This window comes from Mesorhizobium sp. C372A (assembly GCF_030323245.1).
Lineage (GTDB): Bacteria > Pseudomonadota > Alphaproteobacteria > Rhizobiales > Rhizobiaceae > Mesorhizobium.
The window spans coordinates 1075918-1095426 of record NZ_CP100475.1; the positions used below are offsets into that span (position 1 = coordinate 1075918).

At 63.2% G+C, this 19509-nt stretch carries 18 protein-coding genes; 5 read left to right on the plus strand and 13 right to left on the minus strand.

The features are described from left to right. Nucleotides 1–145: 145 nt before the first annotated feature. Entirely contained in the window at nt 146–1501 is a 1356-nt protein-coding gene (locus NLY42_RS04985) for an ABC transporter substrate-binding protein (RefSeq protein WP_023755567.1), read from the minus strand. 364 nt (nt 1502–1865) lie between these two features. Here NLY42_RS04985 and NLY42_RS04990 point away from each other — a divergent pair, with 364 nt between their 5' ends. Further along, nucleotides 1866–2888, plus strand: coding sequence for a substrate-binding domain-containing protein (locus tag NLY42_RS04990; protein ID WP_023755566.1), 1023 nt, complete (start codon nt 1866–1868; stop codon nt 2886–2888). Nucleotides 2889–3054: 166 nt separating this feature from the next. Beyond that, nucleotides 3055–4401, plus strand: a complete 1347-nt coding sequence (locus NLY42_RS04995; protein ID WP_023755565.1) for an NAD(P)/FAD-dependent oxidoreductase — start codon at nt 3055–3057, stop codon at nt 4399–4401. Nucleotides 4402–4426: 25 nt separating this feature from the next. Here the strand turns inward: NLY42_RS04995 and NLY42_RS05000 are convergent, their stop codons facing one another. The 3 genes from NLY42_RS05000 to NLY42_RS05010 are packed head-to-tail and all read right to left on the minus strand — an operon-like array spanning nt 4427 to nt 7078. Continuing rightward, entirely contained in the window at nt 4427–5839 is a 1413-nt protein-coding gene (locus NLY42_RS05000; protein ID WP_023711314.1) for a S8 family serine peptidase, read from the minus strand. Further along, nucleotides 5829–6497 carry a hypothetical protein gene (locus tag NLY42_RS05005; protein ID WP_023755564.1) on the minus strand — a complete coding sequence of 223 codons (669 nt, stop codon included), beginning with the start codon at nt 6495–6497 and terminating at the stop codon, nt 5829–5831. The genes NLY42_RS05000 and NLY42_RS05005 overlap by 11 nt, the downstream gene beginning before the upstream one ends. Nucleotides 6498–6511: 14 nt before the next feature. Next, nucleotides 6512–7078 (minus strand): sigma-70 family RNA polymerase sigma factor, encoded by a 567-nt coding sequence (locus NLY42_RS05010; RefSeq protein ID WP_023683483.1) that lies wholly within the window; start codon nt 7076–7078, stop codon nt 6512–6514. A gap of 235 nt (nt 7079–7313) precedes the next feature. Between NLY42_RS05010 and NLY42_RS05015 the strand changes: the two genes are divergently transcribed. After that, complete coding sequence (locus NLY42_RS05015; RefSeq protein WP_286489087.1) at nt 7314–8504, plus strand: integrase core domain-containing protein; 1191 nt, start codon at nt 7314–7316, stop codon at nt 8502–8504. 194 nt (nt 8505–8698) lie between these two features. Here the strand turns inward: NLY42_RS05015 and NLY42_RS05020 are convergent, their stop codons facing one another. The 6 genes from NLY42_RS05020 to NLY42_RS05045 all read right to left on the minus strand — a co-directional run bounded on the left by NLY42_RS05020 (nt 8699) and on the right by NLY42_RS05045 (nt 16794). Beyond that, on the minus strand, nt 8699–9538 hold the full coding sequence (locus NLY42_RS05020) for an alkaline phosphatase family protein (protein WP_023755806.1): 840 nt from the start codon (nt 9536–9538) through the stop codon (nt 8699–8701). 64 nt (nt 9539–9602) lie between these two features. Continuing rightward, nucleotides 9603–11258, minus strand: a complete 1656-nt coding sequence (locus NLY42_RS05025; protein WP_023694741.1) for an ABC transporter ATP-binding protein — start codon at nt 11256–11258, stop codon at nt 9603–9605. After that, entirely contained in the window at nt 11258–12082 is an 825-nt protein-coding gene (locus NLY42_RS05030) for an ABC transporter permease (protein ID WP_023671389.1), read from the minus strand. The genes NLY42_RS05025 and NLY42_RS05030 overlap by 1 nt, the downstream gene beginning before the upstream one ends. Nucleotides 12083–12091: 9 nt before the next feature. Continuing rightward, nucleotides 12092–13051 (minus strand): ABC transporter permease, encoded by a 960-nt coding sequence (locus NLY42_RS05035; RefSeq protein ID WP_023671388.1) that lies wholly within the window; start codon nt 13049–13051, stop codon nt 12092–12094. A 16-nt stretch (nt 13052–13067) separates the two neighbouring features. Beyond that, nucleotides 13068–14654, minus strand: a complete 1587-nt coding sequence (locus NLY42_RS05040; RefSeq protein ID WP_023755805.1) for an ABC transporter substrate-binding protein — start codon at nt 14652–14654, stop codon at nt 13068–13070. Nucleotides 14655–14808: 154 nt separating this feature from the next. Continuing rightward, complete coding sequence (locus tag NLY42_RS05045; RefSeq protein ID WP_023755804.1) at nt 14809–16794, minus strand: CocE/NonD family hydrolase; 1986 nt, start codon at nt 16792–16794, stop codon at nt 14809–14811. A 182-nt stretch (nt 16795–16976) separates the two neighbouring features. Between NLY42_RS05045 and NLY42_RS05050 the strand changes: the two genes are divergently transcribed. Together NLY42_RS05050 and NLY42_RS05055 are read left to right on the plus strand one after the other, a co-directional pair. After that, on the plus strand, nt 16977–17231 hold the full coding sequence (locus tag NLY42_RS05050) for a BrnT family toxin (protein WP_023755803.1): 255 nt from the start codon (nt 16977–16979) through the stop codon (nt 17229–17231). Then, nucleotides 17218–17529, plus strand: coding sequence for a BrnA antitoxin family protein (locus NLY42_RS05055; RefSeq protein WP_023755802.1), 312 nt, complete (start codon nt 17218–17220; stop codon nt 17527–17529). Before NLY42_RS05050 ends, NLY42_RS05055 begins: the two co-directional genes overlap by 14 nt. Nucleotides 17530–17539: 10 nt before the next feature. Here NLY42_RS05055 and NLY42_RS05060 read toward each other — a convergent pair whose 3' ends face one another. The 3 genes from NLY42_RS05060 to NLY42_RS05070 are packed head-to-tail and all read right to left on the minus strand — an operon-like array spanning nt 17540 to nt 19491. Then, nucleotides 17540–18133 (minus strand): nucleoside deaminase, encoded by a 594-nt coding sequence (locus tag NLY42_RS05060; RefSeq protein WP_023671383.1) that lies wholly within the window; start codon nt 18131–18133, stop codon nt 17540–17542. Nucleotides 18134–18136: 3 nt separating this feature from the next. Next, nucleotides 18137–18637, minus strand: a complete 501-nt coding sequence (locus NLY42_RS05065) for an ureidoglycolate lyase (RefSeq protein WP_023755801.1) — start codon at nt 18635–18637, stop codon at nt 18137–18139. Further along, nucleotides 18634–19491, minus strand: a complete 858-nt coding sequence (locus NLY42_RS05070) for a bifunctional allantoicase/(S)-ureidoglycine aminohydrolase (RefSeq protein ID WP_460221660.1) — start codon at nt 19489–19491, stop codon at nt 18634–18636. Before NLY42_RS05070 ends, NLY42_RS05065 begins: the two co-directional genes overlap by 4 nt. Between the last annotated feature and the right edge of the window lie 18 nt (nt 19492–19509).

The window sequence follows — 19509 nt, forward strand, 5'->3', positions numbered from 1 at the left end:
GAACGCAAATCGGTCCGGCGTAAGGCGCCGGTCGGATCCGGGCCATAGCGGCCCGGACCCAGTCTGTGGAGGAAGTCCTGATTTGCCGCCAAAGCGGCTGATTACTTGGCAGTGGTTACTTGCCAGCTGACTGCTTGCCAGCTGACTACTTGATAGCGTCCCAGCTCTTCTGGATGTCGGTGGCGACATCCTGCGCCGACTTGCCGCCGACCAGATCGATCATGCCGGTCCAGAAGGCGCCGGCGCCGATCTTGCCCGGCATCAGGTCCGAACCGTCGAAGCGGAAGGTCGAGGCATTGGCGAGGATATCGCCCTGCTTCTTCAGCGCGTCGCTGGCATAGGCATCCTTGTTGACCGACTTGAGCGGCGTGACGAAGCCGCCCTGGGCCATCCAGATTTCATGTGCCAGCGGCATTTTCAGGAATTCGATGAACGCGCGTGCACCCTTCGAATCCTTGGTGATCATGGCCAGCGTGCCGGCGCCGAGCACAGGCGTGCCCAGCTGGGGCTTGGATGCATAGGGCGGGAAGTAGAAGAAGTCGGCGTCCTGTCCAACCTTTGTGCCTTCCGGGAAGAAGGTCGGGATGAACGATGCCTGATGGTGCAGGTAGCATTTCGGCGGCACCGAGAAGAGGCCCTTCGGGCTGTCGCGGAAGTCGGTCGCGGCAACCGCCTTGGCCCCACCGTCGACCATCTTGTCGTCGGTCGCGATCTTGCCGAAAATGTCGATGGCGTTGACCACCGCCGGATCGTTGAACGGGATCTCGTTCTTTACCCACTTGTCATACACGTCGGGCGCCTGGGTGCGCAGCATGATGTCTTCGACCCAGTCGGTCGCCGGCCAGCCGGTAGCGCCGCCTGAGCCGAGGCCGATGCACCACGGCGTGCCGCCGTCGGCGATGATCTTCTTCTCGAGGTCGGCGAGCTCTTCCTGGGTCTTGGGAACCTTGTAGCCGGCTTCCTCGAAATTGTCGGGCGAATACCAGACCAGCGATTTCACGTCGGCCTTGTAAGGGAAGGCGAAGAAGCCCGGCTTGCCGTCCTTGTCCTTGAAGGTGCCGAGATCGACCCATGACTGGCCGGCGCCGTAATTGTCCTTGATCCATTTGGCGGTGTCGTCGCCCAGCGGCGTCAAAAGGCCCTTGGACGCCAGATCCTGGATCAGGCCCGGCTGCGGCAGTACGGCGATATTGGGCGGGCTGCCGGCCTGGGTATCGATGACGATCTGCTGTTCGTAATTTTCCGACGAGGAGTATTTGATCTCGGCGCCGGTGGCTTCCTGAAAATATTCGAGAACAGTGCGGATGAGGCCTTCGTCCTCGCCGCGCCAGGGCCCGAAGATGGTCAGCGTCTCGCCCTTGAGATCGACCTTCTTCAGCTCTTCGTAATTGGCCCAGTTGAAGCGCTTGTCTTCCCCGGGCTTGAACTTCAGTTCGGCTTGCGCCGGCAGGGACAAGGCGAGCGTGGCAAACGCTGCGCCAAGCAGAAGCATCTTCTTCATCGGTATTCCTCCCAGTGTGGACACATACACCCGGACGGAACCTCCATTCCGCCCGCCGACGCTGCAGGACTGTGACTCGTTCAGAAAGGAACCGCAACCTTTCGAAGAGTCTTCCAAAGCGCTTTGGCCGTTTTGATCTCGCCATTGAATCGGCTGGAAGTCAAGAGGGCGGTGGGCTAATCGATTTAATTTCGGGCCGCAAGACTTGGTGAAGTGCACTGCAGCACAGTTTTACGGCGGTGCAGCAGCGTATTAAGCTTCAAACTGGCCGGACCAGTGCGTATGGTCGACCAGCTCGGCCGCGCCCATTGTGGCGCCGCGTGGCTTAAAAATTAAAAGCGCTTTGAGGCTTGGAGGCCTCCCAGTGAACCTGAAGCAGCTCTCTCATATGCTGGCCCTGTCGCAGACAACGGTAAGCCGTGCGCTCAACGGCTATCCGGAGGTCAACGAGGAAACCCGCCGGCGCGTGGTGGATGCCGCCAAGCGCCACGGCTACCGGCCCAACCCGAGCGCGCGCCGGCTGGCGACCGGCAAGACCGGCATGATCGGCTATGTCCTGCCGACGGGCGCCTCCGTCGACATCGACCCGCATTTCGTCGAATTCCTCTCCGGCCTCGGCGACTATGCCCGCTCGCACGAGCTCGACCTGGTGCTGTCGCCGGCCGATGCCGACGACCAGGAAACCACCTATCGCCGCATCGTCGCCAACCGCCAGGTCGACGCCGTCTACATCTCCTCGCCGCGCCCGGCCGACCGGCGGGTGGCGCTGGTCAACACGCTCGGCATTCCCTTCATCGTCCATGGCCGCAGCGAAGGCTTCGATTTCGACTACCCCTTCACCGACATCGACAATGAGGGCGGCTTCCACGACGCCGCCCGGCTGCTGGTTCAGCTCGGCCACCGCCGGCTGGCGCTGATCAATGGCGACGACCGCGAGACCTTCGCCATCCACCGCGAGCGCGGCATGCGCAGGGCGCTGGCCGCGAGCGGCCTGACGCTCGGCGAGCGCCATGTCTGTTCACTCAACATGACCGAGGAGAACGGCTACCGCGCCGCCAGGCGCCTGCTCGAACAGAGCGAGCGGCCGACGGCGATCGCCTGCTCCAGCCTGATCATGTCGCTCGGCGTCGTGCGCGCGGTGCGCGACCTTGGCCTGACCATTCCCGGCGACCTGTCGTTGATTGCCCATGACGACGTCTTTCCATGGCTGAAGCCGGAGAATTTTTCCGTGCCGCTGTCGACGACGCGCTCGTCGATCCGCCTCGCCGGCGCCCGCATCGCCGAACGCCTGGCAGCGCGCATTTCCGGCTTGGAAGAAGGGGCGCGGGGCGAGGTCTGGCCTGTCGACCTGGTGGTGAGAGGCTCGGTCGCCGGCGCGCCGGTTTAGGGATTAATCCAATTGCTCCGCTGGGCAAGTTCACCCATGTGGATGTTGCCCGCAGATAGATTGACTTCGTTGGGACAACGGTCTGCCTGGACCTGTCCTTGATTTGGCTTCGAGTGGGTGGCAACCAGTAAGCCAGAGCCATCAACCAGTCCTCAGGGTGCGCCACTTGCCCATATTCCCGTTCTCCGAAACGGATCCAATCCGGCATCCTGGCCCACCGCCGAAAACGTCGGAGGTGGTCATTGTCGGTGGCGGCATCATCGGTGTGACGACGGCGCTTTTCCTGGCACAGCGGAACATCCCGGTGACGCTGCTGGAAAAAGGACGCATTGCGGCCGAACAGTCGTCCCGAAACTGGGGCTGGATTCGAAAGCAGGGACGCGACGCCGACGAGCTGCCCATCGTCATCGAGGCTATTCGCCTGTGGCGGCAACTGGCTGAGGAATGCGGCGAGGACATCGGCCTGACCCAGACAGGTGTGACCTACCTCGCGAACACCGACAAGGACATGGCCGGCTTCGAAGCGTTCATGAAGATCGCTGCGACGCATGCGCTCGACACCCGTCTCCTGGATGCAGACGAAACCGCGGCACTCATCAAAGGCATGTCGCGCAAATTCAAGGGCGCGATGACGACGCCCTCCGACATGCGCGCGGAGCCTTGGCTGGCAGTGCCGGCACTTGCCCGGCTCGCCGCGCGAAAAGGCGTCAAAATCGTCGAGAATTGTGCCGCGCGAACCCTCGAAATCTCAGGCGGCAAGATCAAGGGCGTGTGGACCGAGGCGGGGTATGTCGAGGCCTCCAGCGTGCTGGTCGCGGGCGGCGCCTGGTCATCTCTGTTCTTGCGCAGACACGGCATCTCCATCCCCCAGCTCAGCGTCAGGGTAACCGCAGCCGCAACGGACCCCTTGGCTGAGATCTATGCCGGTGCGGCGGCCGACGAACACATCGCGTTCCGGCGCCGGCAGGATGGCGGCTACACGCTCGCCGCGGGCGGCAGCCATTTGCTTTATTTGGGGCCCGACGCATTCCGGCACGCCACCAAATACCTTCCCGCCCTCAGGGACAATCCGTTCGGGACGCGCTACTTTCCGTTCGCGCCGTCAGGCTACCCTGATGCGTGGTCGACGCCGCGCGATTGGGCACCGGATTCCGTCAGTCCTTTCGAAAAAATGCGGGTGCTGAACCCGCCCCCTGAACGAGCCGGTCTACGTTCGATAGAACGCAATTTCGGACGTCTTTTTCCACAGCTCGAGACGGTTCGCCTGAAGGCAGGCTGGGGCGGCATGATCGACGCCATGCCCGACGTCGTCCCCATCGTGGATCATGTGGCGGCCGTCGGTGGTCTTTTCGTCGCGACGGGAATGAGCGGTCACGGCTTCGGCATCGGGCCTGGGATAGGCCGCGTCGTTTCCGACATGATCCAGGGAAACCAGACCGGGCACGACCTCAGCCGCTTCCGGCTGTCGCGCTTCTATGATGGCAGCCCTGTCCGGCTGGGTCCGGCGCTCTGAATTGGTGGCGCGAAATTCGCCCGGTTTACTTGTTCGCCGCCGCCTTCGTATCCAGCAGCCCATAACCGAAATCATTGTCCCGTCCCTTCGGACCGAGATCCCTGGCGGTGGCGGCCAGCGCCTTTTCGATATCGTCGGCCGAGCGCTCGGGTGAGGCGTGGATCAGGTTGGCGATTGCGCCGGACACGATCGCGGCGGCAAATGAGGTGCCGGTGACGACGTCAGAGCCGGCGCCGCTCGGCGCCACCATCTCGACGCCGGGCGCCGAGATGAAGACATAAGCGCCGCGATTGGCCTGCTGCATCAGCCCGTCCTTGGCGTCGGTGGCGGTGACCGCGATCACGCCGTCATAGGCGGCGGGGTAGCCATAGGGCGCTTTCGGCCCGTTGTTGCCGGCAGCAGCGACCAGGATGATGCCGAGCCCGCGCGCATTGCGGCAGGCGGTGGCGAGCAGATCGTTCTTGGGGCCGACGAAACTCATATTGATGATGCTGACATTCTGGTCCGCCGCCCAGTCGAGCGCCGACAAGATGACATCCATGGTCGACCTGCCGTCCTCGAAGGCGCGGGCGTGATAGATCCTGGCGCCGGGCGCCATGCCTTCGAGCGCGCCGACGCCGGCGATCAGCCCGTCGACCGAGGTACCGTGGTCACGCTTTTCGACCGGCACGTTGGGCATGGCGTCGAACTGATCAGCAATGACGCCGGAAAGCGCCGGATTGGTGTCGTCTATGCCGGTGTCGATGACGGCGATGCGCACGTTTTCGCCACTGGCTTGCTTGTTGTCGAGCTGAATGCGCTCGAAGGCATAGTTGACGATGCCGGCCGCCTGCTGCAGCGAATAGATATGGTTTGGCTCGCGCCGCAGGGTGCGGCCATCGGCGGCCAGCTGCGCCAGCACGGCGCCGACCGGGCGGCCGTCGGGAATGCCGAAGCGCACCAGCGTGGTGCCGAGCAGCCGCGACTGGCGCTGCGAGCGCACTTCAAGGCCGAAGGAGGCGGCGATCTGCTGGACGGCGCCGGCATCGCCGTCGACGGTCACCAGCACCTCGTCGGGCACGAACTCGCCGGCGATGGCACGGCGCGGCGCGGTCGCGACAAGATCGGTCGGCGAAACGATCGCCCCGCCGGCGGGTGGCCCGGCCTGCGTGTCGGCAGGCGGCGCTGACGGCCGCGGCGTCGGCACGGGCGCTACGGGAGCCGGTGGGTTGGGAAACAGGTCGACGATCAGGGCCGGAAGGGTAACTGCGCCTGGTTCGCCGCCGACGTTGGCCTCATTGCCGTCTTTCGGGCAGTCGGCAGCCGCCGCTCCGGCCGCGTCGGTGCAGTCGGCCCGGCCGGCATTGGGATCATTGGTCTGCGCCGACGCCGGCACGGCGACGATTGTCGTCGCCGCCACCAGGATCGCCGCAAATCGAATGACCGCCCTAGCTGCCATCAACCGGTTTCCTTCCCTCGATCACAGTCTCCGCGAACGGCTGGGCGGCAATAAGGCCGACGAGCCTGGTGTAGTCTGCTCCGGTCTTGACCGGGATGGCAATGCGGAAGACGCCCGAGGCGGCCGGCCCGCCGGCGATCTTCAGCGCGTTCTGGTCGAGGAAGACAGCGATGTCGGACATCTTCGCATCCGGCTTGAACTTGACCAGCGCGAACGGCAGTTTCGCCAGATCATCCTCGGCGCCGGCAACCTCGAAATCATGGCTCTTGCCGCCGGTCTGCACGTAGGACTGCACCACGACCAACGCCAGCAGCACCGCCGCTGCCGCCCAGGCGACACCGACCGGCACCGCCATGAAACGGCCGAGTGCCTGCGCCAGCCAGGAACGGCCCGCGGGAGCGCGGACCGGTCCGGCTTCGGCGTCGAGCGCCCTGGCAAAGCGGCTGAGCGCATCGGCCGGTGGCCGGATCGCCTCGTTGGCGGCGGTGGCGCCGGAGAATTCCGCCTCAGCCTCGCCAAGCGCCGCCGTCGCCGCCGGATCGGACGCCAGCCATTCCTCGACGGCTTCGAGGTCCGAGCCTTCCAGCGAGCCGTTCAGGTAGAACGGCAGCAGCGTTTCCATTTCGTCACGGCGCGACATTTTTTCAGCGGCGCTCATGTCTTCAGGATTGCTCATGGCCACCCCCTGTCGTAACCGGCGGCCTTGAGGGCTTCGCCGAGTTTCTTGCGGGCGTAGAACATTCGGGTCTTGACGGTGGCGACCGGGATGCCGAGCACCTCGCCAATCTCCGTCACCGACTGTCCATGGTAATAGGCAAGGTCGATCACCGAGCGGTGTTCCTCCGGCAAGGCATCGACGAAGCGCCGCAAAGCGGCGCCCTTGTCTTCCTTCATGGTGGCGACTTCCGGCGTGTCGGCGCCGTCGGGAACCTGCGCCGCATCGTCGTCATCGATCCAGTCTTCTTTTTTCTTGCGAAGCATCGACAGCGCCTTGAACCGGGCGATGCCGAGCAGCCATGTCGAGACTTCCGAGCGCCCTTCGAAACCGGGCGCCTGGCGCCACAGCTCGAGAAAGACCTCGTTTGCGATATCGTCGGCCATCATTTCCGATCCCGTCTGGCGCACCACGAAGCGGTAGACCCGCGCGTGGTGACGCATGAACAGCAGCCGAACAGCGGCACGGTCGCCCTTCGCGACCCGGTCGACAAGCGCGCGATCAGTCTCGGTCGCTGCCGTCATGGCCGGTCGAGCCGCCTGGCTCCTGTCTGCTCTGTCGCCGATAGGTTCAAAAAGGTTCATCCTTCCGCCAAGGAATTTTGGCGAAGCTAACCGAAGAAGGTGAGTGTTGCCAGAGTGTCTCCCTTCTCCCCGTCACTATACGGGGAGAAGGTGGCGGTGTCCGAACCGGATAGATAGGTAACAGAATGGACCGATAGCATGGGTGACAGTTTTCTTGTCCGCCGGAGGACCGGCGATGGTTTGGCGAGAGACTGGCATCATGGACGAGCGGCTACGGTTTGTTGTGGAGTGTCTTTCTGGGGATGAGACGATGGTTGCGCTTTGTGCGGCCTACGGGATCTCACGCAAGAACGGCTACAAATGGCTAGGACGCTATCGGACGTTTGGGCCTGAGGGTTTGCACGACCTGCCGCGAGCCCCGCTCAATCATGGCCGTGCGACAGCTCAGGATCTGGTTGAGCGGATTGTGGCGGCCAAGGAGCTGCATCCGCTCTGGGGTCCAAAGAAGATCGTGGCACGGCTCAGGCGCACGGCTCCCGAGTTCATGTGGCCTTCAGCCTCGACGGTCGGCGCGATCCTTGCGCGGCATGGGCTTGTCCGCGCCCGCAAGCGACCCCGCCTGCGGGCCTGCGGCAATGGACCCTGGCCACAGCCGCAAGAACCGAACGCGGTGTGGACTGGCGATCACAAGGGCTGGTTCCGGACCCGCGACGGCTGGCGTTGCGAACCCTTGACGGTGATGGATGCGTCGAGCCGCTATCTTCTGGCGCTCGAAGCGACGGGGTCGACGGCCGATAGCGAAGCCTGGCCGGTGTTCGAACGGCTGTTTGAAGAGCATGGCCTGCCGGATCGCTTCAGAAGCGACAATGGCCCGCCCTTCGCATCGGCCGGCGTCACCGGGCTGACGCCGCTTGTCGTGCGCTTCATCAAGCTCGGCATCACCCTGGAGCGGATCGCACCCGGCAGGCCACAGCAGAACGGACGTCACGAGCGCTTTCACCTGACCATGCTGCCGATGGCCGAGGCACCGGAAGCCGACCGAACGGCACAGGGCCAGGCCTTCGAGACCTTCCGCCACAGCTACAATGAGGAACGTCCCCATGAGGCGCTGGGCATGGATACGCCCGCCCAGCACTACCGGTCCTCACAGCGCGCCATGCCCAGGACACCACCCGAGCCCGTCTATCCGGCCGAGGCCTCGGTCCGCCGCGTGCGCCACAATGGCGAGATCCGATGGAATGGCGGCTTCATATATGTCTCGCAAGCGCTGGCGGGCGAACCGGTCGCTGCGTTGGAGACCGAAGACAGACAATGGACACTCTCATTCCATGCCCACCCGCTCGGCATCATCGACACACGGCACATGAAGCTTGTCCGCCGCAGCGCCGCGCCAACCAATCCGCTTGGCGCTGCGGCGGACGCATAGGGGGAGAGAAGTGTCACCTATGTATCCGGTTCAAAGTGTTACCCATCTATCGGCTGGACAGCGGCAGCCGGATGAGGGGCGGCACCGGCGTTGGGGTATTTATGTTTGATGTTGCGCTGCCCCTCACCCTTACCCTCTCCCCGTATAGTGACGGGGAGAGGGGGTAGCGAACGGCGGCTCAGCGACGACCTCCGTCACCCCAAAAACGGCTTAGCCTTCATGGTCTCCGGCACCGGCACACCCAGCCGCTTCAGCACCGTCGGCGCCAGTTGCAGCTGATCAAGCAGCGTGTCCGGATCCGGCCCTTTGCCGGCTCCGAAATAATACAGCGCGAAATCCTGCATTTCATCGTCGCGGCCGCCATGATGGCCGCGGTCTGTCTGGCCGTGGTCGGCGGTTACGATCACCTCGTAACCGGCTTGCCGCCAGCCCGGCAGGAAGGCTGCCAGCATGCCGTCCATCGCATAGCAGGCATGGTCCATTTCGTGGCAGTCATGGCCGAAGCGATGGCCCATCGAATCGAGCGTGCAGGTGTGCAGGATCCCGTAGTCGATATCATGGCGCCGGGTCAGCATGGTCAGCGTCGCAAACAAATCGACATCGCTCGGCGTCATCTGGTTGCGGGCATTATAGCCGGTCATGGTGTGGAAGCGGCCATGCGCGATCGGTCCGTTGGGCTCGTCATACTCCATGTCCTCGACCAGATCGAACGGATAGGAACGAAAGAATTCCGACCAGTAGGAATGCGTCACCGCGCCGGTCTTGCCGCCGGCCTTGCTGACCTCGGAGAAAATATCCGGCTTGTTGACGAGAAAACGGTTCTCGTTGGATAGGATGCCGTGCTCCTGCGGCGAAACGCCGGTGTGGATCGAGGCATAGCAGCAGGCCGAGGTCGACGGCAGCACCGAGCGCATCTTCCACACCTGCGCCTCGCCCGATTGCACCCAGCCTTCGAGATTGCCCATCAGCCGGCGCCAGTTCCGGTAGGGCACGCCATCGAAAATGATGAGCAGCAGTTTGGTCTTGAGCGCCATGGGCGGCTCCGGAAAGCTTTTGCCGTTGAAGGAAGTTTTCGCGACAAAGGCCGCGAATTCCCTACTAATTCCCCGCGCTCGCCATGCGCCGTCCCTTGATCGCCTTTTCCAGCCAGCCGATCTCCATCTCGGGAACGGACGACAGCAGCAGGTCGGTATAGGCGTCGAAGGGCGGCGTCAGCACCTTGCTCTTGGCGCCGTAGCGCACCACCTCGCCGCGGTACATCACCGCGATCGAATCGGCGATCGACTTCACCGTCGCCAGATCGTGGGTGATGAAGAGGTAGGCGACCTTCTCGTGCTGCTGCAGGTTGAGCAGCAGCTTGAGAATGCCGTTGGCCACCAGCGGGTCGAGCGCCGATGTCACCTCGTCGCAGATGATCAGCTTGGGCTTGGCAGCGAGCGAGCGGGCGATACAGACGCGCTGTTTCTGGCCGCCGGAGAGTTCGGCCGGATAACGATCGAGAAAGCCCTTGCCCATCTCGATCTCGTCGAGCAGTTCGGCGACGCGCTTGTCGCGCTCGCGACCGCGTATGCCGAAGTAGAATTCCAGCGGCCGGCCGATGATGGTGCCGACGGTCTGGCGCGGGTTCATCGCCACGTCGGCCATCTGGTAGATCATCTGCAATTGCCGCAGATCCTCCTTCGGCCGGTCGGCAAGCCTGTTGGCGAGCGGCCTGCCGTCGAAGGTGACGGTGCCTTCTTCCGGCGGCAACAGCCCGGTGATGGCGCGCGCCAGCGTCGACTTGCCGGAGCCGGATTCACCGACGACAGCCAGCGTCTGTCCCGGAAAGATGTCGACCGAGACGTTCTTCAGCACCTTGACGTGGCTGCCGCCGTAAGCGGCGGTGACGTTCTTGACCGACAGGAACGGCGCGGCGCCGGGCTTCTGCTCGGCATGCTCGATCTCATGCACCGAGACCAGCGCATTGGTGTATTCCTGGCGCGGCTCCTTGATGATCTGGCGAGTGCCGCCCCATTCGACCAGCCTGCCATGGCGCAGCACCATGATCTCGTCCGAGACCTGGGCGACGACGGCAAGATCGTGGGTAATGTAGAGCGCCGCGACATGGGTGTCGCGGATGGCGTCCTTGATCGCCGCCAGCACGTCGATCTGCGTCGTCACGTCGAGCGCCGTGGTCGGCTCGTCGAAGACGATCAGGTCGGGTTCCGAACACAGCGCCATAGCCGTCATCACCCGCTGCAACTGACCGCCGGAGACCTGGTGCGGGAACCGTTCGCCGATGATTTCGGGGTTTGGCAGGCTGAGCTTCTTGAACAACGCCACGGCACGTTTCTCGGCCTCGGCGCGTGTCGCCGTGCCGTGCAGCAGCGTTGCTTCCACCACCTGGTCCATCAGCTTGTGCGCCGGATTGAAGGCCGCGGCCGCCGACTGCGCGACATAGCAGACCTCGCGGCCGCGCAATTTGCGGAAACCTTCCTTGCCGCCCTTGAGGATATCGCGGCCGTTGAGCAGCACCTCTCCGCCGGTGATGCGCACGCCGCCACGGCCATAGCCCATCGACGACAGGCCGATGGTCGACTTGCCGGCGCCGGACTCGCCGATCAGGCCGAGCACCTTGCCCTTTTCCAGCGTCAGCGAGACATCGTGGACCAAAACGATGTTCTTCGGCGCCTCGCCGGGCGGAAACACTGTCGCTTCGATGCGCAGATTGCGGATATCGAGCAGCAGGCCGGGCTTTGCTTTTGTGTCAGCCATCACCCGCGTCCTCCCTTCAGGCTTGTCGTGCGGTTGAGCACCCAGTCGGCGACCAGATTGACCGAAATCGCCAGTGCTGCGATCGCCGCGGCGGGAATGAGTGCCGCCCCGATACCGAAGACGATGCCGTCCTTGTTCTCCTTGACCATGCCGCCCCAGTCGGCATCCGGCGGTTGCACGCCAAGCCCGAGAAAGGAGAGCGTCGACAAGAACAGCACCGCGTAGATGAAGCGCAGGCCAAGTTCCGAGACCAGCGGCGAAAGCGCGTTGGGCAGGATCTCGCGGAAGATGATCCAGCCGCTGCCTTCGCCCCGCAGCTTGGCGGCCTCGACATAGTCCATGACGTTGATGTCGACGGCCACCGCGCGCGACAGCCGGTAGACGCGGGTCGAGTCGAGGACGCCCATCACCAGGATCAGCGTCACCAGATTGGTCGGCAGCACCGAAAGCACGACGAGCGCCATGATCAGGGTCGGGATCGACATCAGCAGATCGACAAGGCGCGACAGAAGCGTGTCGAACCAGCCGCCGAACACCGCCGCCGAAAAGCCGAGGATGGCGCCGAGCGAGAATGACAGCGCGGTGGCCAGCACCGCGATGAACAGCGTGATGCGAGCGCCGTAGATCATGCGCGACAGAAGATCGCGACCGAGATTGTCGGTGCCCAGCAAATGTGCCGCCGTCATCGGTTCCCAGACATCGCCGACGATTTCGGCATTGCCGTACGGTGCGATCAACGGTGCGAAAACTGCCGCCAACACGAACATAGCCGTCAGCACGATGCCGATCAGCGCGGGGATGGGGATGCGTTTGATGTCGAGCATGCCCGCCGCCTATTTCGGATGTCTGAGGCGCGGATTGGCGACGATCGCCCCGATGTCCGCAATGATGTTCAGGCTGATATAAACGGCGGCGAAGACCAGGCCGACCGCCTGCACCACCGGCACGTCGCGCTTGGTGACGTGGTCGACCAGATATTGTCCCATGCCGGGATAGACGAAGATCACCTCGACCACGACGACGCCGACGATGAGGTAGGCGAGGTTGAGCATGACGACGTTGATGATCGGCGCTATGGCATTGGGGAAAGCATGCTTGCGGATGACGTTGAAGGCCGACAGGCCTTTCAGTTCTGCCGTCTCGACATAGGCCGACTGCATGACGTTGAGGATGGCCGCGCGGGTCATACGCATCATATGCGCTAGCACAACCAGCGTCAGCGCGGTGGCTGGCAACGCGATCGCCTGCATGCGCTCACCGAACGGCATGCCGTCATAGACCGTGGAAATGGCCGGGAACCATTGATACTTCACGGCAAAGAAATAGACGAGCACATAGCCGATGAAGAATTCCGGGAAAGATGTCGAGGCGAGCGCCAGGCCGGAGATCAGCTTGTCGACCCAGCCATTGCGGTAACGCACGGCGATCAGGCCGAGGATGATGGCCAGCGGCACGGCCACGATCGCAGCCCAGAAGGCGAGGAACAGCGTGTTCCACAGCCGCCCCTTGATCGACGTGGCAATATCCTGGCCGCTCGACATCGCCGTGCCAAGATCGCCGGTGAGCACACCGCCTAGCCAATGGAAATACCTGATGTAAGCCGGCTGATTCAGGCCGAGCTGCTCGCGCAGATTGGCGAGCGATTCCGGCGTCGCCGACTGTCCGAGAATGGCTTGCGCGACGTCGCCGGGCAGGATCTGGGTGCCGGCGAAGATCAGGACCGAAACGGCCAGCAAGAGGACGATGCCCAGCGCAACGCGCTGGGCCACAAGTTTCACGACGGGTGAGGACATATCCGCAAAGCCGGGCTCAGGCTTCGAGCCAGCACTTCGCCAGCGCGTAGCCGTTCATCAGCTCCTGATGCGGATCGTCTACCCAGCCGCCGACCTTGGCGCCTGTCGCATCGATGAACTGATTGAACATCGGCAGGATCAGGCCGCCCTCGTCGCGCACCAGCACGGCCATGTCGTGGTACATCTGCTTGCGCTTGGTCTCGTCGAGTTCGGCGCGTGCGGCCAGCACCAGCTTGTCGAAGTCCGGACGCTTGAAACGGGTGTCGTTCCAGTCGGCGGTCGACAGATAGGCGGTCGAGTACATCTGGTCCTGGGTCGAGCGGCCGCCCCAATAGGAGGCGCAGAAGGGCTGCTTGTTCCAGACCTCGTTCCAGTAGCCGTCGCCGGGCTCGCGCTTGAGCTCGATCTTGATGCCGGCCTTGGCCGCGCTCTGCTGGAAGAGCTGCGAGGCGTCGACCGCGCCCGGGAAGGCGACGTCGGAGGTGCGCAGCAGCACGGTGCCGTCATGGCCCGACTTCTTGTAGTGGAACTTGGCCTTGTCGGGATCATATTTGCGCTGCTCGATCTCGGAAAACAGCGGATAGGACGAATTGATCGGGAAGTCGTTGCCGAGCGAGCCGTAGCCGCGCAGCACCTTGTTCAGCATCTCTTCGCGGTCGATCGCGAGCTTCAGCGCCATGCGCAGGTCGCTGTTGTCGAAGGGCGCGGTGTTGCAATGCATGATGAAGACGTAGTGGCCGGGGCCGGCATGGTTGCGGATGGTGACGCCCGGTACGCGCTTGATGAGGTCGACGATCTTCGGCTCGACGCGGTTGATCATGTTAACCTGGCCGCCCTGCAGGGCCGCCGTGCGCGCGGTCGCGTCGTTGATGACGATGATCTCGATCTGGTCGGCATGGCCCATCTTGTCGGCCTGCCAGTAATTGGCGAAGCGCTCGCCGCCATGGCGCACGCCGGGCTCGTTGGTAGTGACCTTGTAGGGTCCTGCCGAGATGCCGGCATCCGCCTTGTCCTTGCCGCCGTTGGGCTGGACGATGAGGTGGTAGTCGCTGAGGAGATAGGGAAGGTCGGCGTTGGCCTCCTTCAGCGTCAGGACGACTTCCTTGCCACTGGCTTTGATGCTGTCGATGCCCTTCATGTAGCCCAGCGCGCCGGACTTCGACTTTTCATCAGAATGGCGCTCGAGCGTTGCCGCCACATCCTCAGCGGTCACCGTCTTGCCGTTGTGGAATTCGACGCCGTCGCGGATTTTCAGCGTCCACACCTTGGCGTCGTCCGACGAGCCGATCTCTTCGGCGATGCGGTTCTCGAGCTTGCCTTCCGGAGACAGCTCGACGATCAGTTCGCCCCACATCTTGCCAAAAGCGAACGGCACTTGCGTCATGAACAAAGCCGGGTCCAGGCTGTTCGTGGATTCGCCGCCGACGAGGCCGGCCTTCAGCGTGCCGCCCTTGACCGGGCCTTCCGCGCGAGCCGCACTGGAAAGCAGCATATTGGCGAAGGGCGCTGTGGCGCCGAGTGCTGCGGCGCGGCCGAGGAAATCACGACGGCTCAGCTTGCCGGACGCAACGCGCCGGCTCAGATATTCGAGTTCGTTGGACATTTGAGTTCCTCACTCTGTTGGTTCGACCTTATGGTCGTTTTTTGCTTGTTGTTACCAAAGGGATATTGACCGGAAGGCAAAGCGGTAAGCAAGACGGAATGCGACATGCCGTGGCGTAAATCGTGCGTCGCAACTGGACCAGTCGCGTGGACGCTCAGAGCAGGTCGCGCGGGATCGTCTCTTCGAAATCGCGTTCGAAAACCAGCGTTTCGCCCTCATAGGCTTCGATTCTGGCGCTGACGATGAAGTTTTGCGCATCGCAGCGCATTTCAGCCGACGTCTCGGTGCGCACCGACCATCCGTTTCGCGACAAGGTCTGCGTCCAGTGCGTGCGGCCCGAGGCAGACAGCGGCTCGTCGGGGTGGATCGTCCAGCTCTCGCGGGCAATGCTGCCATTGGCCAGTCCATGCGCGAGATCGCGCACTTCTCCGAAATCATCCGTGATCGACAGCGTGACGATGCCGGTCTTCTCATCCCGATCGACGTGACGCTCGGAATTCGCTGCACGAACTGTCGCGGTTGCCCAGGGTGTTGCGCCTTCGGGAGACTGGAACGAGGTCTCGTCGGCTTTTGCGAGCGGGCGCAGCGGCAGCCTCAGCGTCGCCGCTGAAAGGTCTAGCCGCACCGGCTCCGGCGACGGCCAGATCATCGGCCAGTAAGCGTTGGAAACAGCGATGCGCAGGCGGTGTCCGGCCGGCACGCGGTAGGCGCACTGGTCGAGAATAACGCGCGCCGAAACCGTTTCGCCCGGCACCAGCGCTTGCGGCTGTTCGTGCGAAGCACGATGCGTCAGGTTGAGCACGCCGTAGGAGATAAGTTCCGAGGCGCCGTCGGGGTGCACGTCGCACAGCCGCACCGCGATGTTCGCCTGCGGGCGATCGGACGACACCCGGATGAGAAGCTCCGGCGCGCCGACGATGTCGAGTGCCTCGGCAAGCACAGGCTGATCGAAGCAGACGGACAGCGCATCGTCCGGGCGCTGGTCGCCGGGCAGTTCCGGGCCAAAGGTGAAGGGAAAATATTCGCCGCCGGCGAGCCCGCAGCTTTGCGGGGTCGCCACGATCGCCGGCCTGACTCCGTCAGCAATGAGTTCGATCGCCCCGACCTTGATGTTGGGAGACGGCCATTCCTGTTCGGCCACCCAACGGCCCGGCCGCTCCGGGTGCCAGCGCGCCGGCCGCACACTGTCCATGACATAGGCGCGGTAGTCCGGGTCGGCCTCGACGCCGGTGTCGACGCCCTTCAACCAGTTGTCCCACCAGCGCAACGCCTCCTGCAGGAAGCCGATGGCGGGTTTGGGTTCGGCATAATGCGGGTATTTGTGGATCCATGGCCCGACAATGCCCTTCACCGGCGCCTGGATGTTGGTGACCAGATGCGAGATCGTGTTGCGATAACCGTCATGCCAGCCGCCGATCGACAGCACGGCGGCTTTGACGGCGGAGAAATCCTCGCAGATCGAACCGCGTTTCCAGTAGGCGTCACGATGCTGGTGGCTGAGCCAGAGCGGCAGCAGAAAAGACTGGTTCTCCAGCCGCGTCAGCCAGAGGTCGCGCCATCTGTTGTCGCCGGCGATCAGCGGATCCGGCGGACGCGATGAGTAGGAGAGCATGGTCGAGGCCCAGCCGAAATTCTCGGTCAAAAGGCAGCCGCCCTTGTAGTGGATGTCGTCGGCGTAGCGGTCGACGGTCGAGCACAGGCTGATCACCGCTTTCAGCGCCGGCGGCTGCTTGGCCGCCACCTGCAGGCAGTTGAAGCCGCCCCAGGAAATGCCCATCATGCCGACGCTGCCATTGCACCAGGGCTGGCTGGCCGCCCAGGCGATCACATCACAGGCGTCCTGCAATTCCTGTTCGGAATATTCGTCGTCCATCAGCCCTTCGGAATCGCCATTGCCGCGCATGTCGACGCGGATCGAGGCGTAGCCGTGGCCGGCGAAATAGGGATGCGTCAGCTGATCGCGAAAGATGGTGCCGTCGCGCTTGCGGTAGGGCAGGTGCTCGAGGATCGCCGGCACCGGATCGCTGCTGGCGTCCTCCGGCATCCAAACCCGCGCCGACAGCCGGCAACCATCCGGCATGACGATGCCCATATCGGGGAATTCGACGACCTTGCGGGGAAATTCGGTGATGGTTTTCATGCGATGCTCCAGGATGTCAGTGACGCATGAAGCGGGCATGTCATGAAGTCAAACGGGCGACGGCCGGTGTCGCCGCGACGACGCCACGATATGTAGCCCGATTGTTTTGCCCTGATGTTGCAGGATTATAATTAATGTATTACATTTATTAACTGAACCCAACGTGATGAGGATGGTTTCGCCTGAAAATCGTTTGGGACGAGCCAAAGCGCGTGACGAACCTGGACAGCCGGGGTCTCGATTTTGCCGAACTCGATATTGAGTTTTTTGCGACTTCAACCGTCTTTCCAGCCAAGGCCGACCGGTTCAAGGCGATTGGCGAATTCGGAGAGATCATCCTGGCCGTGATTTTCAAGCCGCTTGGTTCGGAGGCGATTTCGGTGATCTCGATGCGCCGTGCCAGCCGAAAGGAAAGGTCAGTATATGAACAATCATAAATCGCGTGTTCGACCGCTTACCGATGCGGAGGAAGTGGAAATTCAAAGACAAATTGTTGATGATCCCGACGATGCGGAGACGACAGACGAACAGTTGGCGCAAGCCAGGCCTTTCGCGGAAGTGTTTCCAGAACTTTTCGAGAGCATAAGGCGTGCTCGTGGCCGGCCAGCCGTGGAGAAGCCTAAGCAAGTCGTGTCCATCCGTCTGGATCAGGATGTCATCAGTAAATTCAAGGCGACCGGCAAGGGCTGGCAGGCCAGGATCAACGAGGTGCTGAAAAACGCGAAGGTAGGCTAGGCAATCCGCGTCAGTTCAGCGGAATGTCGTTTTCGGACTTGCGCGCCTGATAAGCGCCGGACAGTTCGTCGTAGCGGGTGGAAATATTGCCGATCCTTGCCTCAAGCCGGCCGCGCTCGGCCTCGGGCAGCGCCCGCACCAGCCTGCGAATGGAAAAACTCTTCCAATAAGCGTTCTCGGCATTGTAGCCGCCGGGATCAAGAGTGAAGACCTCTTTCAGGATTTTCAGATCGTGCGGGATCGCAAAGCTGTCGCGTGAATCCTCGTGGCTGAAGAGGTAGTAGAAATTGTCGAAGCCGGTCCAGGTGATCGCCGACAGGCAGAGCGAGCAGGGCTCATGCGTGGCGATGAAGATGGCGTCCTTGGTGTCGACGCGCTCGGCTTTCGGCATTTCATAGAAACGCTTCAGGCAGTGCACCTCGCCATGCCAGAGCGGATTTTCCATCTCGTTGTTGGTTTCGGCCAGCACCAGCGAGCGGTCGCCCTTCCGCAGGATGGCGGCGCCGAACAGCTTGTTCCCATGGGCCACGCCCTCTGCCGTTTTCGGCACGATGTCGTGCTCGATGACATCGAGCAGGCGGTCGATCAGCGATATGTCGGTCATTTCTCAGGTCTCGTTGGGGAGATGGATTTCGTAGGGGTGCGAGAAATGGAACTCTTGGAGGTTGGAGCCGTCACCGCCGCGGTCGACGATGACGAAATCCTGCGCTTCACCGAGTGGTGTCAGCACGCCGTGCCAGAGATTGCGCGGATAGTTGACGCCTTGCCCCGGTGCGGTGATGAAGGCATGCGGCTCGCGCGGACCGTCCTTGCCGTCATGGCAGACGACGACCAGGAAAGGCCGCGGTGACAGCGGGATGAACGCCTGGCTGCCTAAGGGATGGCGCTCGACCATGGTCAGCTTCAGCGGCAGGTCGTAAGGCGTGCCGCGCGCCATCGAGATCAGCACGCGGGCATTCGGTCCCGCGGCTTCAGCGGTGGCGAGATTGTGGTAGCGCTCGGTCTTGCCGCCATTGATCGGGTAGTGATTGCCGCCGCCCATGTCGATGACATCGCCGAAGCCGGCAAAGCTTTCGCGGGTCAGCGGCCGCGCTGTGATGCGGGTCACCGCGCGCGACCGCCAATGCCCGCCCCGCCGAGCTTGGCGTGCCGGTTGACGTCCTTGTAAAGGAGATAGCGGAATTTGCCTGGGCCGCCCGCGTAGCAGGCCTGCGGGCAGAAGGCGCGCAGCCACATGAAGTCGCCGGCCTCGACCTCGACCCAGTCCTGGTTGAGGCGGTAGACCGCCTTGCCTTCCAAGACATAGAGCCCGTGCTCCATGACATGCGTCTCGGCAAACGGGATGACGGCGCCAGGCTCGAGCGTAACGATGGTGACATGCATGTCGTGGCGCATGTCGGCTGGATCGACGAAACGGGTCGTCGCCCAGCGACCCTCGGTGCCGGGCATCGGCGTCGGCGCCATTTGCTGGTCACTGCTGAACAGGACTTCCGGCGCGTCGATGCCGTCGACGGCCTCATAGGCCTTCCTGATCCAGTGGAAGCGTACGGCGTCGCGACCTTCGTTGCGCACCGTCCAGCCGCTGTCCGGCGGCAGGAAGGCAAAACCGCCGGCTTGCAGCACGTGCTTCTTGCCGGCCAGCGAAACGGTCAACTCGCCCTCAACCACGAACAGCACGCCCTCGGCGCCGGCGTCCGGCTCGGGCCGGTCGCTGCCGCCGCCGGGCAGGACCTCGATGATGTACTGCGAAAATGTCTCGGCGAAACCCGACAGCGGCCTGGCGATGATCCAGGCCCTGGTCTCGTCCCAGAACGGCAGGGGGCTGGTGACGATGTCCTGCATCACTCCCTTCGGTATGACGGCATAGGCCTCGGTGAAGACGGCGCGGCCGGTCAAAAGCTCATTTTGGCCGGGATGGCCCCCATGCGGTGCATAATAGGTTTTCTGGTCAGTCTTGATCATATCCATTGGGTCCTGACC